Origin of the sequence: Thermococcus sp. AM4, from assembly GCF_000151205.2 — an archaeon.
GTDB lineage: Archaea > Methanobacteriota_B > Thermococci > Thermococcales > Thermococcaceae > Thermococcus.
The window spans coordinates 1,582,406-1,597,656 of record NC_016051.1; the positions used below are offsets into that span (position 1 = coordinate 1,582,406).

At 56.1% G+C, this 15,251-nt stretch carries 15 protein-coding genes; 5 read left to right on the top strand and 10 right to left on the bottom strand.

From position 1 onward, the window contains the following. Nucleotides 1-2: 2 nt before the first annotated feature. Nucleotides 3-1,193: an ATPase gene (locus TAM4_RS08710; protein ID WP_014122873.1), complete on the bottom strand. Its 1,191-nt coding sequence runs from the start codon at nt 1,191-1,193 to the stop codon at nt 3-5. Between the two features lie 61 nt (nt 1,194-1,254). Between TAM4_RS08710 and TAM4_RS08715 the strand changes: the two genes are divergently transcribed. Continuing rightward, nucleotides 1,255-1,740, top strand: a complete 486-nt coding sequence (locus tag TAM4_RS08715) for a THUMP domain-containing protein (protein ID WP_014122874.1) — start codon at nt 1,255-1,257, stop codon at nt 1,738-1,740. Between the two features lie 11 nt (nt 1,741-1,751). Further along, a complete protein-coding gene (locus TAM4_RS08720; protein ID WP_014122875.1) occupies nt 1,752-2,102 on the top strand; it encodes an ASCH domain-containing protein in 351 nt (116 codons plus the stop codon). A gap of 60 nt (nt 2,103-2,162) precedes the next feature. Here the strand turns inward: TAM4_RS08720 and TAM4_RS08725 are convergent, their stop codons facing one another. Continuing rightward, entirely contained in the window at nt 2,163-3,662 is a 1,500-nt protein-coding gene (locus TAM4_RS08725) for a carboxypeptidase M32 (RefSeq protein WP_014122876.1), read from the bottom strand. Between the two features lie 133 nt (nt 3,663-3,795). Here TAM4_RS08725 and TAM4_RS08730 point away from each other — a divergent pair, with 133 nt between their 5' ends. Beyond that, nucleotides 3,796-4,623, top strand: coding sequence for a carbohydrate kinase family protein (locus TAM4_RS08730; protein WP_014122877.1), 828 nt, complete (start codon nt 3,796-3,798; stop codon nt 4,621-4,623). Here TAM4_RS08730 and TAM4_RS08735 read toward each other — a convergent pair. Genes TAM4_RS08735 through TAM4_RS08755 form a run of 5 tightly spaced genes read right to left on the bottom strand, consistent with a single transcriptional unit; the run spans nt 4,620 to nt 8,519 of the window. Then, entirely contained in the window at nt 4,620-5,048 is a 429-nt protein-coding gene (locus TAM4_RS08735; protein ID WP_014122878.1) for a hypothetical protein, read from the bottom strand. The genes TAM4_RS08730 and TAM4_RS08735 overlap by 4 nt on opposite strands. After that, complete coding sequence (locus TAM4_RS08740; RefSeq protein WP_014122879.1) at nt 5,045-6,289, bottom strand: DUF58 domain-containing protein; 1,245 nt, start codon at nt 6,287-6,289, stop codon at nt 5,045-5,047. The genes TAM4_RS08735 and TAM4_RS08740 overlap by 4 nt, the downstream gene beginning before the upstream one ends. Nucleotides 6,290-6,294: 5 nt before the next feature. Beyond that, nucleotides 6,295-7,248 (bottom strand): MoxR family ATPase, encoded by a 954-nt coding sequence (locus TAM4_RS08745; protein WP_048150473.1) that lies wholly within the window; start codon nt 7,246-7,248, stop codon nt 6,295-6,297. Then, complete coding sequence (locus TAM4_RS08750) at nt 7,217-7,669, bottom strand: hypothetical protein (protein WP_014122881.1); 453 nt, start codon at nt 7,667-7,669, stop codon at nt 7,217-7,219. Before TAM4_RS08750 ends, TAM4_RS08745 begins: the two co-directional genes overlap by 32 nt. Then, the gene (locus tag TAM4_RS08755; protein WP_148258675.1) at nt 7,656-8,519 is read right to left on the bottom strand and encodes a DUF4129 domain-containing protein; all 864 of its coding nucleotides are present in this window, start codon (nt 8,517-8,519) and stop codon (nt 7,656-7,658) included. Before TAM4_RS08755 ends, TAM4_RS08750 begins: the two co-directional genes overlap by 14 nt. An 83-nt stretch (nt 8,520-8,602) precedes the next feature. Here TAM4_RS08755 and TAM4_RS08760 point away from each other — a divergent pair, with 83 nt between their 5' ends. Both TAM4_RS08760 and TAM4_RS08765 read left to right on the top strand, forming a co-directional pair. Further along, on the top strand, nt 8,603-9,097 hold the full coding sequence (locus tag TAM4_RS08760) for a DUF2118 family protein (RefSeq protein WP_014122883.1): 495 nt from the start codon (nt 8,603-8,605) through the stop codon (nt 9,095-9,097). A gap of 80 nt (nt 9,098-9,177) precedes the next feature. Continuing rightward, nucleotides 9,178-9,648 carry a peptidylprolyl isomerase gene (locus TAM4_RS08765; protein WP_014122884.1) on the top strand — a complete coding sequence of 157 codons (471 nt, stop codon included), beginning with the start codon at nt 9,178-9,180 and terminating at the stop codon, nt 9,646-9,648. A gap of 9 nt (nt 9,649-9,657) precedes the next feature. On the opposite strand, the gene TAM4_RS08770 is transcribed toward TAM4_RS08765, so the two are convergent. Genes TAM4_RS08770 through TAM4_RS08780 form a run of 3 tightly spaced genes read right to left on the bottom strand, consistent with a single transcriptional unit; the run spans nt 9,658 to nt 15,248 of the window. Next, a complete protein-coding gene (locus TAM4_RS08770; RefSeq protein WP_014122885.1) occupies nt 9,658-10,569 on the bottom strand; it encodes a type II secretion system F family protein in 912 nt (303 codons plus the stop codon). Nucleotides 10,570-10,574: 5 nt separating this feature from the next. Then, nucleotides 10,575-11,651, bottom strand: coding sequence for a type II secretion system F family protein (locus tag TAM4_RS08775; RefSeq protein WP_014122886.1), 1,077 nt, complete (start codon nt 11,649-11,651; stop codon nt 10,575-10,577). Nucleotides 11,652-11,660: 9 nt separating this feature from the next. Then, the gene (locus tag TAM4_RS08780) at nt 11,661-15,248 is read right to left on the bottom strand and encodes an ATPase, T2SS/T4P/T4SS family (protein WP_083820425.1); all 3,588 of its coding nucleotides are present in this window, start codon (nt 15,246-15,248) and stop codon (nt 11,661-11,663) included. Nucleotides 15,249-15,251: the final 3 nt, after the last annotated feature.

Here is a 15,251-nt window from a genome sequence, read left to right on the forward strand (position 1 = left end):
CCTCACTCCTCCTTCTCCTCGAGGAACTTCCTGACGTAGTGGGGCACCTTGTAGTTTCCTCCGGGGTCACCGACGAGGAACCCTATCGTGACGAGCTTGTTCAGTGCCTCGTAGACCTGATTCGCTGGCTTCTTGAGTTCTTTGGCAACGCTTATGTAGCTCACCGGTCCGCCGTTGAACTTCTCGACGATGACCTTCACGAGATCGCGGTAGTCCTTCGGAACCCTTCTGAGGTACTCCTCGAGGCTCTTGGGCTCCTCAAGGATGGTGCTAACGACCAGCTCGTCTATTGGGTCGAAGGCGCGCTTCGCGGCCTCGCTGAGGACGTAGTGGAGCAGCCTCAGGATCTGCCTCGGGTTACCCTTCGCGAGATCGTGGATTAGCCTTATCGCCTCGTCGGTGAAGGGGTAGATTGGATCGTCGGTGTCCCTTATTCTAACCCTGTTGAGCCTCTTCTTCACGAGCTCAAAGGTTTCCTCAACGCTCATGGGTCTCAACTTAAACTCGTAGTGGAGGCGCATGAAGAATGCCGGGAAGATCCTGGAGTACTCCTCGTAGGCCTCTGGAACCGAGGCGAAGGCAACGATGCAGCCCGGGGGCATCGTGCTTATCACGTGCCTGAGCATCTCGAAGAACTGTATCTTCTCCTGCTCTCTGGCACCCTGCATGTTCTCGAGCTCGTCGAGAAGAAGGGCAGAGTAGGGGTACTTTTTGAGCTGCTGGACGAGGAGCTCCGCTATGTCCCTGCTCTTGTACTCCTTCGTGTCGCTCAGCATCTTCTCAAGCCTGTCGATGAATCCGAGCTTTCTCGATAGATTTTCAAGGAAGATGTTCGTCCTGCTCCTCGGGGGCTTGAGGGCATAGAAGATGTCGCGGGTGAGCTTGAGGATGTCGTTGGTATCGACCTTAACGTATATCGCCTTACCCCCTTCCCTCTCTATCGCTCTTGCGATGCTCTTGAGCCTCTGGGTCTTTCCCATTCCAAGGGGACCGACTATGCTCATCGCTATTGAGCTCTTGTTTCCTATCACCTCAGAGATTATCATGGAAAGCTTCATATCGACCTCCTGATAAACGTGAATCGCCTCAACGTCCTCTATCCCCTCGCTCGCGAGCTGTTCAAAGGGATTCCTTGAGAGGCCGTAGATCTCGTAGCTCTGAACGGGATAAACTTTAAGTTCCTCGCTCTCCATTTAAACCACCCGGATTAATTTGTCGGTTGGGATATAAAAGTTTGTCCACCGGTGAGCTGAAATGGTTGTCCTTATCGTTACCTGTCCACCGGGAAGGGAGGGCGATGCCATCCTCGAGCTGGAATGGGCCCTCGATAGAGTTCGAGTCCGGGGGACGGACTGGAGGGGACTTCTCGTGGTGGAAAGTTCCCTTCCGAAAAGTGAAGCGATAGAGAGGCTCAAGAGGTTCGAGACCCAGGCGATCCAGAGGGTTGTTCCCCTCGATCTCATCGTTCAGGCTTCGCCCGAGGGGATCGAGGCCGCTGCCCTCGAGCTCATGAGGGACAAAACCGGGACCTTCGCGGTCAGGGCGAGGGTGAGGGGAAACAAAAAGCTGAAGGGGATGGAGCTCGAGAGGAAAATCGGCGGGGCCATCGTGAGGGCTTACGGCCTCAGGGTAAACCTCACCGACCCCGACTGGACCCTTGCCATCGAGGTCCTCGGGAAGAAAGCGGGCGTTGGCGTCCTCGGCAGGGGAGAGGTGCTCAAATTTGAGGTCGCTGATTAGGGGGTGGTCGTTTGAGACGCTGGAAGATGGGCCTTCAGGAGGAGTACCTGAGGGCGATAGCAGAGGGAAAAAAGAAAATTGAGGGTCGCCTGTACGACGAGAAGAGGCAGGCCATAAAGCCGGGCGACGAGATAGTCTTCGAGAACAGGCTCGTCTGCGTCGTGAAGGACCTGAGGGTTTATTCGTCCTTCAGGGAGATGCTGGAGAAGGAGGGCCTTGAGAACGTCCTGCCGGGAGTGAAGAACATCGAGGAGGGCGTTAAGGTCTACAGGCGCTTTTATTCCGAGGAGAAGGAGAAGAAGTACGGCGTGGTCGCGATAGAGGTCGAGCCAGTAGCGTGGATTGGGGAACCGTTGGAGTAGTAGCCCGGTTTTCGATTTCTTTGAACCACAAAAAGCAAAAAGAGGAAGTTGAGGAAAGACTCAAAGATACCTCTCCTTCACCCACCTGATGAAGTAGTCCGGGTTCAGCTCCTCGCCGATGGCCTTCTTTAACAGCTCCTTCGGCGGGTAGATGCTTCCCCAGCGGTGTATCTTCTCCCTCAGCCAGGCCTTTATCGGTTCGAACTCGGCCCTTGCAACCTTGTCTTCTAAGTCCGGGATGTCCTTCTTCATATGGTAGTAAAGCTGGCTCGCGAGGAGCGTTCCGATGCTGTAGGTCGGGAAGTAGCCTATCGTTCCGTGCGCCCAGTGGATGTCCTGAAGGATTCCCTCCGCGTAGGTCTTCGGCCTTATGCCGAGAAGCTTCTCCATCTCCTCGTTCCAGAGCTCCGGTAAATCCCTGGCCTTGACGCCCTCGTTGAGCATCATTCTCTCAAGCTTGAAGCGGAGGAGTATGTGGAAGTTGTAGGTGACGACATCTGCTTCAGTCCTGATGAAGTCCGGGCGAACGATGTTGAAGTACAGGTAGACGTCCTCCGGCGTGTAGTTGGCCATGAAGGGCAGGTTCTCCTTCAGGACGGGGTAGATTAGCCCCGCGAACTCCCTTGAGCGTCCGATGATGTTCTCCCAGAACCTGCTCTGGCTCTCGTGGATTCCAAGGGAGACGCCACCGGCTATGGGGCTGAACATGAACCTCTCGTCCTGCTGGAGCTCGTAGAGGGCATGTCCGAACTCGTGGACGGTGCTCAGTATCGTCCTCCTGAAGTCGTAGCCCTCGTATCTGGTGGTTATCCTCACGTCCCTGATTCCGAACTCGGTCGTGAACGGGTGGGCGGAGACGTCCAGGCGGGAACGGACGCCGAGCGGGAAGCCAAACTTCTGGAGAATCCAGAGGTTGACCTTCTCCATCTGGGCTCTCTCATACTTCTCCTTCTCGAGGGGGTGCTCCCTCGGAACCTTGCCCTCCTCCATTATCTTTTCAAGGAGGGGCTTTAGCTCCTTCTCGAGTTTGTCGAACATCCTCTCGACTTCCCTGGTGGTGAGGCCCTCCTCGAACATGTCCAGCAGGGCATCGTAGGGCTCGTCCTCGTAGCCGAGGTACTCAGCGGCGCGCTTGGCGAGGTCTATAATTTTGTCGAGCCAGGGCTCAAACTTGGAGTAGTCGTCGCTCTTCTTCGCCTCCTCCCAGGCCTTCGTCGCCTGGCTCGTGACCTCGCTCATCTCCCTGAGGAACTCGGGCGGGAAGGCCCTGCTGATTCTTATCGAGCGGTCGAGAACCCTGACGACACCGCGCTCGTACTCGTTGAGGTTTTCTATTCCCTTGGCCTTCTCGACGAGCTCGACGAAGTCCGGTTTGAGGAGGAACTCCTGGCCCAGAACCGAAAGCTCGCCCTGCGCAACGGAGCGCTCGAGTATCCCCTCCCTGGGCATGTTGACCTCCATGTCCCAGCCGAGCACGCTCTGGGCGTGGCCTATTGCCCATATCCTCCTGTACTTGGTTAGAATCTCCCTGATGATCTCGTTCTGAAAAACCGTTTCCATAAACACCACCGGGGAACTTTGGAGTGGCCTGCTTTTAAACCTTTTCGACGCCCATCTAAACGAAAAGTTGGAAGCGAATTACAACCACAAAAATCGCTTTAAGGGTGCTCGCCTACAGCGTTCGGGTGAAACTATGGGGGTAGAACTCGTCGTCCTCGGTCACGTTTCAATTGATACCATAGTCTTCCCGGACGGGAGGAAAATTGAGATGCCCGGCGGAGCGGCTGCGGCCGTTGCGACCTCCGCCGCCCTGGCCGGCGCCAATGTTGGCCTCGTCACTAAAGTTGGCGAGGATTTTCCGAGAGAATGGCTCCAAAAGCTCGCGGAATACGTTGACATCAGGGGAGTTCAAATCCTCCCCGGAAAGACCATTCACATCTGGGTTATCTACAAACCCGACGGAAGCGTCGAGTCGCCGGTCGAGATGGGCGTTGCGGAGAGAATGGGTGAAACGCCGATTCCCGATGATTACCTCAAAGCGAAAATCTTCCACATAGCCCCGATTCCTCCAGAGGAGCAGCTCAAGGCCATCGAGAGACTTGAAGGGAAGAGGGTGAGCCTCGACTTCAATCCGACCTACTACGAGGACTACCGGAGAAAGCCGGGCCTCGTGAGGGAGCTCGTTTCGAGGAGCTACGCCATCTTTCCAAACGAGAGGGAGGCGAAGCTAATCACCGGGTTCGACGACGTGGAGAAAGCCGCCGAGGAGCTGTACTCGTGGGGAACTGATCTGGTTGTTATAACGAGGGGAGAGCGAGGAGTTCTGATTTACGACGGCGACTTCCACGAGTTTCCGGCGTTGCCAGTTGAGGGTGAGATAGACCCAACCGGTGCCGGCGATGCCTTCGCGGGCGGTTTTCTCGCCGGGCTCGTGAAGGGGAAAGCGCTTGGGGAGTGTGCAAGACTCGGTCTAGAGCGGGCGAGAGAAGTCCTGAAGAAGAGGGGGAGCTGGAGCGTTTAGTCCTCCCCCGCCATTCTGGTGAAGAGGTAGAGGGCCAGCACGACTCCGGCCGCTACGGCCGTGACTTCCAGCCTCGGGAGGAACGGGGATACTGTCCGGATCAGCAGGTACGTTGGAATGCTCAGGGACACCGCCAGTATCAGAACGGCGTAGTGCTCGTAGGGGGCTTTCTCCCTGTCCATCTGTCCCATCTCGATCGCCAGCAGTGCCAGGGCAACGATCGCTATTCCCTTTATCCCCCCGACGTTTCTGTAAACGAGGTCTATTCCAGCCCCGGCCAGGAAGAGCATGCCGAAGAAGTGCCAGTGTATCCCGAGCAGCGCCAGGGGAAGGAGCAGAAGGCTCCACCTGTCCACAGTGTGTAGCAGGTACATAGAGAGCACCAGCGGGATCAGCGAGTAGAACCTCCTTCTGGGTTTTCTCATAGGTGGATCACCTCTGCGATGGCAGCTTTAAGGGGTTTCTTGACGTCCCAGTCGATTATGATCCCGTGGGTGGCCATTTTCCTGAGCTGTGCCTTCCTCTTCAGCCTGAGGATCCTCACCGCGAGCTCTTCCTCCTTCGTCTTCGGCTCGACGAGGCTGTATGGGTCGGGGGAAATCACGATGACCTTGTAACCGTAAGCCGACATCGTTCTCAGGGCCTCCCTGCTCTCCTCCGTGAGGAGAGTGGAGAAGTAGAGGAGCTGGGCCCTCGCCGGGAAGCGAGATCTGATGAGGTGCTCGACCTGGTAGGCTATCATGTTGTTCCTGTCTGGCTTCGCGGTGCTTAAGAAGTCAATGCACTTGAAGAAGTGCCTCTTTCCGTAATCGACGCGAACCCACAGGGGCACGGCCTCCGCCAAGAGCAGACCGAAGCTGGTTCCGTTGTGGAGGGCGTTGAGCATGAGAGAGGCCGCGGCCCTGACGATGTAGTCAAAGACCCGTCCTCCCCGGTAGGAAGCGTCGACGATGAACACAACGTCGACCTTTCTCTCGCTCTCGTACTCGTTGGCCATTATCTTTCCGGTCTTCGCGGTTGCCTTCCAGTTGATTATCTTGAGGGGATCTCCGGGCTGGTACTCCCTTATGGCGTGGAACTCAACCCCCTCACCAATCCTCGGAGATGGCAATGGACCGGCGGTGATCTTGGTTCCCCGCGTTGAGTAGGGCGTCGGAACGTCCTCGATGAGGGGCATACCTATCAGTTCGGTGTAGTGCTCTATGAAGTGGTCGAGCTTGAAGAAGCCCATCGGATCCCGGTAGCTGATCCTCACCCCGTTGAACTCGTGTATCCCGCGCCTGACCCTAACCTTGTACGTTATCGTCCTTTCCTCGTCCGTTCCGAGGGACAGAACGTGTTCCCTGCTCCCCTCGATTAGCTCAAGCCCCTCCGGGATGTCCTCCTCGATCTTGAGGCTGGGTATCCTTGCGTTCGATTTGATCCTCAGCTTTATCTCCGCCGTTTCGCCCTCCAGCATTCTATCGTGCGGTATCTCCCTCTTGACCTCGAGCTTTATCTCGGGCCTGAAGAAGAATATCGACACGAAGAAGACCCAGAGCACGGGGAGTATCAGGTAGACTAACTCCCAGCGCAGGAAGAAAAAGGCCGAGATTAGTATCAGCCACATTGCCAGCAGGGTTTCGGCCGCTCTCTCCGTCAGTTCTGGCTTTATTTCTCCGGGCATGGCCATCACTCGAACTTTGGAACTGGAACGCGGTCGAGGAGCTTCTTCATTATGCTCTCCTGGCTGACCCTCGTGTACCAGAGCTCGCGCTTGAGGATGAGCCTGTGGCTCAACGCCGGAACGGCGATGGCCTTGATGTCGTCGGGTATGACGTAGTCCCTCCCGTTGAGGGCGGCGTACGCTCTGGAGAGCTTCAAAAGGGCGAGGCTTCCCCTCGGCGAGGCCCCGACCTCGATCTCCTTCTTGTCCTCCCTCGTTGCCGTGACGATGTCGGTTATGTACTCCAGTATCGCGTCGCTGACGTAGACGTCCTCTATGGCGCGCTGCATCTCCACGACCTCTTTCGGGGTCGTAACCGGGCGTACGTCAACTTCCTCCTTCTTCCTCTCCATCCTTCTCCGGAGGATCTCCATCTCCTCCTCCCTGCTCGGGTAGCCAACGCGGAGCCTGACGAGGAAACGGTCGAGCTGGGCCTCGGGAAGCGGATAAGTTCCCTCCTGCTCTATCGGGTTCTGGGTCGCTATGACTATGAAGGGCTTCGGGAGCTCGTAGGTGTTGCCCTCAACCGTAACCTGTCTCTCCTGCATCGCCTCGAGCAGAGCGGACTGGGTCTTTGGAGGGGCGCGGTTTATCTCGTCCGCGAGCAGGACGTTGGTGAAAACGGGCCCCTTCTTGAACTCGAACTCCAGGGTTTTCTGGTTGAAGATGCTAACGCCGAGGATGTCGCTTGGAAGCAGATCCGGCGTAAACTGAACGCGCCTGAACTCCACCCCCAGGGCCCTGGCAAAGCTCTTGGCCATCAGCGTTTTCGCCAGGCCCGGCAAGTCCTCGAGCAGTATGTGGCCGTCAGCCAGGATCGTCGTCAGTATGAGCCTGAGCACCTCGTCCTTTCCCACTATCGCCTTCTTGACCTCTCCGAGTACCTCTTTACCCTTCAGCTGGACTTCTTCCACCTTCATCAATATCCACCTCAACAACCTTCAAAGCCTTCTCGAGGTTCTCCAAAAAATCTCCCTCCTTCCTTATTAGGAGGAGGGCTTCGTTGGGCTTCTCGTGAAGCCGTCTGTAAGTTTCGGCCTGGTTATCGGAAAGCGTCATATAGATCTCGATTATCTGCTCCTCGAGGATCGACCTCGAAACGGGGCTCTTCTTGGCCTTCTCGATTATCTTGGCTATCCTCTCGATCTCGTCTTTTCTCTCCACGATTTCCTTCCTGCTTATCGAGGGGTACGCTATCCTCAACTCCTCCCCGAAGAGGTAGGCGAGCGTGATGATCGACAGCAAAAGAACCGAGAGCCATCTGAGGACGTACGCCCCGAAGATTATCCCCCCGATCAGGGGGAGCGCTATGAGGATCAGGAAGGATTTACGTATTCTCATCCATCCCCCTCCGCATCTCCCTGTAGGCTTTCAGGGCCATCTCCGCGTCCTCCCAGGTTACTTTTTCGGGGGCGTACTTGGCCTTCTCAAAGAGCCTAGTCAGCTCGATGAAGGTCTCCCTCCTAAAACCAACCTTTTCAGCGTGCTCCCAGTGCGTCCAGCTCTCCTTGTAGGGAATACCCAGGTACTCAAGCCAGAGGACGGCGTTCTTGTATATGCCAACGATCGCGTCCCTCGGGTTGTCGAAGGCTTCTAAGCCCTCCTCCTGGAGCTTTCTGTCAAAGGCTTCAGCCTTGAGTTTGATCGCCTTTCTCTTCCTTCTCCGGATCATCTCACGGTAGTAGTTCGCCCCCCAGATCACCAGAAAGATCAGGAAGGCAACCCCTATCGTGTAGCCTATCCACACCGGAAAGCTGGACGTTTCCCCTCCCTTCGCATGGTGAGGAGTGACGTTGTAGGACTGGGGTGTCCCCACCACCCCCGTGGTTGTCGTCGTGTTGTTGGCTGTGGCGTTGCGGGGGAGCGGCTGAACGCCCCCGGCGAGTATCTGGAGAACCGCACCGAAGAGAAGGGCCATTATGAAGAACGCCAGCATTCTCGTGACGATTTTTCGGTCCTTGTAGAGGTCCTTTCTCTTGCTCGGGATATCGCGCCAGCTCAGAAACAGAAGGAGAACTATCATCATCGAGACGATGCTCGTTAGCGATATTATTATGGACCATACGGTTGGGCTTGAGTTGCTTCTCTCGATCTCCCCGCGCCTGACCGTGGGATGGAAGAGCAGTGCCATGAGGAGCAGTATGCCGAGCATTACCGCGAGAGCTTTCGTTCTGGTTGACATCTCCCTCATTTCCCCTTTGGAGTTACCCTTTAAATCTTTTTCATTCCGGTAACGTTAAAACGCCCTCCGGTGATGAATCTCAGGGTGAGACCATGGAGAGGCTTCCGAGGCTCTACGTTGAGGCGGCTTTTGAGGAGTGTTTCACCGGTGGAAAGGCGGTGGAGGACTGCGTTGTGATCATGGGCAACGTTGAGGTCTGGCTCGGGAAAGGTGAGGCCCTGCCGGACTTCATCGACGTGGAGAGGGCGAAGTTCCTCAAAAGGGAGGTGTACGACAGGTTTTACCTCTACGTTGACAGGGTTGAGAGCAGAATGCTGGTTGACGCGGTCCTTGTCCTCCCCGACGGCAGAACGAGGATATACCTAAGGAAGGGCGACGAGCTGCTCCTCCTGCCCGTTGAAGGCTTCACGAAGACCCTCATCGCAAACGTCGGAAACAGGGTTAGAACAGGGGATGCCTTCGCGGCGGTAACGACGAGGAAGGGAGAGGTCCACTATCTCAGACCCCCGAAGAGCGGCACCGTGGTTTTCATAGACGAGATAACCAGCAGGCCCCACTACGTCTACTACATCCTCCCAGAGGAGTGACCACTCTTTCCCATTTTTGTTCCAAAGGTTTATAAACCCGGCCAGCGAGTTCCGATGGAAGAATTTTGGAGTTGAAGGAAATGAAGGTTGAACGTGGTGATTTTGTTCTGTTCAATTACATCGGCAGATACGAGAACGGTGAGGTCTTCGACACATCCTACGAGGACGTTGCCAAGGAGCAGGGAATCTTCGTCGAGGACAGGGAGTACGCGCCGATAGGCGTTACCATCGGAGCCGGCGAGATAATTCCCGGCATAGAGGAGGCCCTCATCGGCATGGAGCCCGGGGAGAGGAAAGAGGTTATCGTGCCCCCGGAGAAGGGCTACGGCATGCCCAGGGAGGATCTGATCGTGCCCGTTCCCATCGAGCAGTTCACCTCCGCCGGTCTCGAGCCGGTTGAGGGGATGTACGTTATGACCGACGCGGGGATAGCCAAGATACTGAAGGTTGAGGAGAAGACGGTTAAACTCGACTTCAACCACCCCCTCGCGGGGAAAACCGCGATCTTCGAGATAGAGGTCGTTGAAATAAAGAAGGCCGGCGAGGCCTGATCTCCTTTTTCAAAAGCTCAGGTTCACGTACTTCATTCCCTGGAAGACGAGTGCCCCCATTATGGCTAGCATTATGCCGTACTTTATCCCGGCCGAGAACTTGCCCTCTCTGATGACGCCTATTCCAAGCCCCGACACTATAGCCTGGATTATGACGAAACCGAGCAGTATGTTCAGGACCGTTGGGATCTGGGCCTGGGCCGGTCCCTGGACCATTATTCCCATGAGCTTTCCAACCGTTCCGATGATGGCCGGTCCAACGAAGCCGCTGGTGATGATGAAGAACATCATCTGCATTCCCGTTGAGGCCTTTCTCTCCTGCTTTATCCTGAGGATCTCGCGAACGTCGTTGGCGACGTAGACGAGGACGTCGCTCATAGGAGCGCCTCTCTCAAGGGCCTCGATGATGATCATGAGGGATCTGTATATCACCGGTGACTTCCTGTTCCTCAGGGCCATTACCCTCAAGGCCTCGACCGTTGAGCGGCCCTTCCTGATCTCACCAACGACCCTCTTGAACTCCTCTGTTAATGCCCCGAACTTTGCAGTCGTCAGGTCCTCAAGCGCCTCGGAGAACGATATACCAGCCCTCAGAGAGCTGGCCAGATAGAAGAACGCGTCCGGGAGGTTCTTCTCCATCTCCTCAAGTCTCTTGGAGATCCTCCAGTACGGGTAGGCGAAGGCCATGCCAACGAAAACCGCCACGAGCGTTGCGACGGCGTAGAGTGCATTCGACAGTATCAGGACGACGACCGCGAAGATAACGGAGAGGAGGATCGAGATTATCAGGTACTCTATCGCCAGGAACTCTATTCCAGCCGAGTAGATGAATAGCTCGTAGCGTTTTACCCACTTCGCCGGCAGGATTCTCTCGAGGATCCTCGTGAGCAGGACTGCAATTCCACCGGATTCCCTCGGCATTCACCTCACCTCGGCTCACCGCGCTTTATCATGGTGACTATTATCAGGGACAGCATCGGGAACGCGAAGAGCAGTATGACCGCCAGTGCCGACGGCGAAAGCGCCAGGTTCCCTCCTCCGCCCTGGGCGCTGAAGGCGGAACCTGCCAGTATTGCCACTATGAACATCGTTGGCATGACTATTGTCATGAACATGTATATGAAGGCTATACCGTTCACCTTCTGCACGTATTCGACCAGCTTCATCCTGTACTCGAAGGCGAAATCTTCCGCCATTTTGTAGAGTATCTCCGCGAGGTTTCCACCGAACTTTATTGCCCTGAGGATCTGCTTCACGACCCTGCTCACGCTCTCCGAACCCATCTTCTCCTCGAACCTCTCGAGTGCCTCTTCGAACGATGCACCCGCGCGCATGTCCCTCACTATGAGCTCGAACTCCTCGGAGGCAACGCCATAATCGGCCTTGGCGACAGAGACGAGTGCCTCAGCTATACCGACTCCCGCGCTCAGGAGGGACGCTATGTGCCTGAGAACGTAGGGCAGTGCCTTCTCGACCTCCGCTACTCTCCTCCTCCACACTATTCTGGGGTAGTTCCTCATGTAGAGGAAGCCGCCTATGAATCCGAGCAGTCCGAGCATCATCGACGTGAAAAAGTCCATCTCAAGCAGCAGGCCGAAGGCAAAGGCGAACGCACCCAGGAAAATGGAAGTTACGATCATCAGGGCCACGTACTTCTCCTTTGACATCCTGATGTTTGCGCGGTATAGATCGTAGTCGAGGCCCTTTATCGACTTCGTCAGCGACTCGACAGGCCCCTTGAACCTCTTGAGGAAGGCCTCTGCTAACCTCTCCCCGAAGGAGGTCGTTATCTCCTTTCTCCTCCACTCAAGGATCTCTTCGAGTTCCCTCTCCCTTTCGCTTTCCTTGCTCTCCTCCGTTTCCTTCTGGATCTCTTTGAGCGCTCTGAGTCTCTCCTGGAGGCTTTTCCGGCGGGGGAGCTTTCTAACCGGCTTCTCCGTGACCTCGAGCGTCGTGCCGCCGAGCTTTTCAAGGAAATTGAGGAATGCCTCGATGACTCCCATACGAACACCTCACGCTATGTTCCTGATCTGCTCCTGTATCTGGGCCGAGCTATCCCTCTCGATCTTCTCTATGAGGGCGTCTTCATCGATGTAGAACATCTTGATGTAGTGGCCGACCTCTTCTATGCTCCTGATGCCCTTCTCCATCATCCACTCGAGGATTATCTTCCTCTTCTCCCTCTCCATCTCCAGCTCGCTTATGCTCATTCCCGTGTGCCTCGCGAGTTCGTTTATGACCCTGCTCGGAACTTCCGTTGGCTGGAGCTCGTCCTTTGCCGGATCGTACTTGTAGAGCTTGTTGAGCTGTATGCTCTCGCCCTCGATTCCCGAGATTTCCGCTATCTCCGTGACCCTCCTGACGGTTCCCTTCTTCCTGCTGTTGAACCTGACCTGCATCAGGATTATGTCGAGGGCAGGGATCATTATCCTTGGAACGTTCATCGGCGGGCTTTCAAGCCTCACTATCGTCTCACGGGCGCTGTTGGAGTGTATGGTGCCCATACAGTTCGACACAAGGATCCCGTTGGCGACGTAGTTGTGGTCCTCCTCAACGGTCAGGTCGTAGAGGTACTCTATGCCCAGCTCCTCCGGCTCGACCTCCTCGACGCTAACGACCTCGTCCCAGTAGACGTCTCCCTCCGCTATTAGCTCAAGCCTCTTCGCCTGAACCCATGCTTCTTTATCTCTGAGATCGCTCGCAACCTGTTGGAGGGCGAGCGCTATGCCCCTGAGCGCGGAGCGCCTGATTTCCTTCATCCTTCCCTTCTCAACGTGCCTTATGAGGCTCTCCGATACCTTCTCGCCGGCATAGCTTGAGGCGAGCCTCGAAAGCTCCGAAACCGTGAGGTTGAGCCTTCTCCTGAGGGGTTCGAGCATCGCCGGCGAAATCGGTACGCGGTCGGCCCTCTTTCCACGATAGGAGCGGTACTTTCTGATGAGCTCCTCAAGCTTCTCCCTCTTCCGCGAGTGCCTGAGCGGTATCGAGCGGTGGAATCTAATTAAGTCCTCAACACCCCTCACCGTGACCCTGAATATCACGCCCTCCTTGTAACCCCTGTTCTTCACGCGGGAGACGGTGCTTATTATTCCAAGCCTCTGGAGGGCATACCAGACCTTCCTCGCGAGGTTCTCGCTCCTCGTCGTTAGGATAACAGCAGGGCCGTTTTCGTCTATGTAGGCATCGGCATCGAAGAGGCCGGCTATGAAGTGCCTCAATAGATCATCGTTCGAGAGAACCAGATCTGGAACGTCGAGGCTCTCCTTGCGCCCTTTGGGTATTCCGAAGGCCCTGTGGAGGAACTCGGCGAAGGGCCTTGAGCCGTAGGTTACCACCGTGTAGGCAGATTCGCGCTTTACCTGCGGCTCGCTCTCGGGAAGGAACTCCGAGATTGCAGAGGTGAATGCCTTCATGTAGGATTCGTCGTCGAAAGTGGCCGAGATGTAGTAGCCGTTTGATGAAATGTAACCGTCTCCAAGGAGGACTCCAACGGCGTAGGAAAGGCTCTCATTCACCTCGCGGACGAGCTTCACGGGTTTCGAGTTGATTGAGAGTAGATACTGTGCCATCTCGGGAGGAATGCCGTCGTTCGGAACCTTTACGAGGCCGTTTCCGTTGGGGACGAGGTAGTAGTCGCTTATCCCCGCGTAAACCTCGGGGTTGATGATTGCCCTCCTCTGGGGCGGCCTTGGGGGCTTCCTCATCACGGCCACTCTGTCACCGGGCTTGAGTTTCTCCGCTTCCTTCCTCACCACGTCGCCGTCGGAGAACACGAAGAACGGGTGGGTCTTTGTGAGTATCACCTCGTTGCCCGTCCTCGTCCTCACGCGGATGAGCTTCTCTCCCTCTCTGACCTTCCTTCTCCAGACCCTCGAAACGACGTGCTTTCCTGCCTTGAGGTCCGGGCCAACGCTCACGACCTCGAACCTGTCTTCCTCATCGAGAACCACGTACTCCAGATCCCTGTAGGTTTCAATTCTGTCGGAGTATTTCCTAAATAGCTCCTCGAGCAGGTCGCCGATGAGAACGAAGCGGCCGTCCGAGAGCTGGATGACCGAGAAGTCGTAGAGGGCGCCATTATGACCCGTGTTCATGGCTGTGAACATCGTCCTGGCCTCTGGGCCACGGACCTCACCGACGATGATTCTATCGGGACGCATACGGAGGGTGTTCTTGACGAGGTCGTCCATCGTGACCTCTCCCTTGCCCTCGATGTTCGGCGGCCTGGTTTCGAGCCTGACCCAGTGCTCGACGGGCAGCTGAAGCTCGGCCGTGTCCTCGATGCTGATAACGCGCTCGCTGGGCGGGATGAACATCGCCAGTGCGTTCAGGGTAGTCGTCTTACCGGAACCGGTTCCACCGGCCACGAGTATGTTGGCCGGCTTCACCCCCAACCCATCAACGAGGAGCCACAGGAAGGCTGCAACGTCGCTGTTCATGGTTCCATACTTTATGAGGTCGATTATCGTTAGCGGGTCCTTCTTGAACTTACGGATAGTTATCGTCGGACCGTCGAGGCTTATAGGAGGTATCGTGGCGTTAACACGGCTTCCATCGGGGAGACGGGCGTCCAAAAGCGGGTTCTGCTGGTCTATCCTCCTGCCCACTTCCCTGGCTATCCTCTCGATGATGTTGAGTATGTCCCTCTCCTCCTTGAACACTATGTTGGTTTTGCACATGTAGAAACGCCTGTGCCACACGTAGACCGGCTTGTTGGTTCCGATGACCATGATCTCCTCAAGGTTGTCGTCCCTCACGAGGGGATCGAGAAGGCCGTAGCCGAGCATGCTCTGCACTATGAGCTCCGCCAGAACCTCTATTCTTCCCTCGGAGAAGTTTGGGGCCGCCTCTTTGAGCATTCTCTTGACTTCCCTGAGGAATATCTTCCTCCTCTCCTCGTAGTTCGGGATCAGAGTGGGATCGATCTGGATCTCCGTTATCGCCCGCTCTCTGACCTGTTTCAGGAGGTTCTCTTCATCCTTCGAGAGCTTTGGTAGTCTTATCTCGTATATCGGCACGGGCTCTCCCTTGACTTTCAATATTCTGACGTTTCCGTACGCGTCCAGAACTTTTGCCCTGCCCCCGTAGGACAGCTCTTCCGTTTTGGTTTCTCCTATTATGCTCTGAAGCCCGAGGGAGGGCTTTGGCTTGGGGAGAGGCAGTGGCAGGGGCTGTGACCTGGCCGGGGCCTTGGGTTTGCTTGGGGCCGTCCCCGTGCTTCCTCCGAGGATCTGGCCGAGGAGATCAACTCCGGTGGGCGTTTCGGGCTTTTTCTGCCTCTCGCTTGGCTTCTCCTTTCCCTCCTTTCCCCCGAGGATTGCGCTCAGCGATGGAGCCGGTGATTCTTCCTTGGGCTTCTCCGCTGACTTGAGGATCTCTTCAAGGGGATTGCCCGCTGGAACCGGGGGTTTTTTTGGTTCTTCCTTCTTTGAGCCGCCAAGGATTTCCTCGAGCGGGGAGCCCTCTGAGATGAAAGGTAATGGGGGCTTCTTCTCCTCCTTCTTCTCACCCAGTACGTTTGCGAGGGGATCGCTCTTGCCCCCGAGTATCTCATCTATCCATGAACCGGAGAGCTCCTTCTTCTTTTTCTTTTCCACCACACT

Bases quoted from the DNA above. Each gene is read 5' to 3' on its own strand.
- TAM4_RS08750 (WP_014122881.1), bottom strand. From the start codon at position 7,669: ATGAGAATACGTAAATCCTTCCTGATCCTCATAGCGCTCCCCCTGATC.
- TAM4_RS08760 (WP_014122883.1), top strand. From the start codon at position 8,603: ATGGAGAGGCTTCCGAGGCTCTACGTTGAGGCGGCTTTTGAGGAGTGT.
- TAM4_RS08775 (WP_014122886.1), bottom strand. From the start codon at position 11,651: ATGGGAGTCATCGAGGCATTCCTCAATTTCCTTGAAAAGCTCGGCGGC.
- TAM4_RS08745 (WP_048150473.1), bottom strand. From the start codon at position 7,248: ATGAAGGTGGAAGAAGTCCAGCTGAAGGGTAAAGAGGTACTCGGAGAG.
- TAM4_RS08715 (WP_014122874.1), top strand. From the start codon at position 1,255: ATGGTTGTCCTTATCGTTACCTGTCCACCGGGAAGGGAGGGCGATGCC.
- TAM4_RS08725 (WP_014122876.1), bottom strand. From the start codon at position 3,662: ATGGAAACGGTTTTTCAGAACGAGATCATCAGGGAGATTCTAACCAAG.
- TAM4_RS08770 (WP_014122885.1), bottom strand. From the start codon at position 10,569: ATGCCGAGGGAATCCGGTGGAATTGCAGTCCTGCTCACGAGGATCCTC.
- TAM4_RS08735 (WP_014122878.1), bottom strand. From the start codon at position 5,048: ATGAGAAAACCCAGAAGGAGGTTCTACTCGCTGATCCCGCTGGTGCTC.
- TAM4_RS08765 (WP_014122884.1), top strand. From the start codon at position 9,178: ATGAAGGTTGAACGTGGTGATTTTGTTCTGTTCAATTACATCGGCAGA.
- TAM4_RS08730 (WP_014122877.1), top strand. From the start codon at position 3,796: ATGGGGGTAGAACTCGTCGTCCTCGGTCACGTTTCAATTGATACCATA.
- TAM4_RS08710 (WP_014122873.1), bottom strand. From the start codon at position 1,193: ATGGAGAGCGAGGAACTTAAAGTTTATCCCGTTCAGAGCTACGAGATC.
- TAM4_RS08755 (WP_148258675.1), bottom strand. From the start codon at position 8,519: ATGAGGGAGATGTCAACCAGAACGAAAGCTCTCGCGGTAATGCTCGGC.
- TAM4_RS08740 (WP_014122879.1), bottom strand. From the start codon at position 6,289: ATGCCCGGAGAAATAAAGCCAGAACTGACGGAGAGAGCGGCCGAAACC.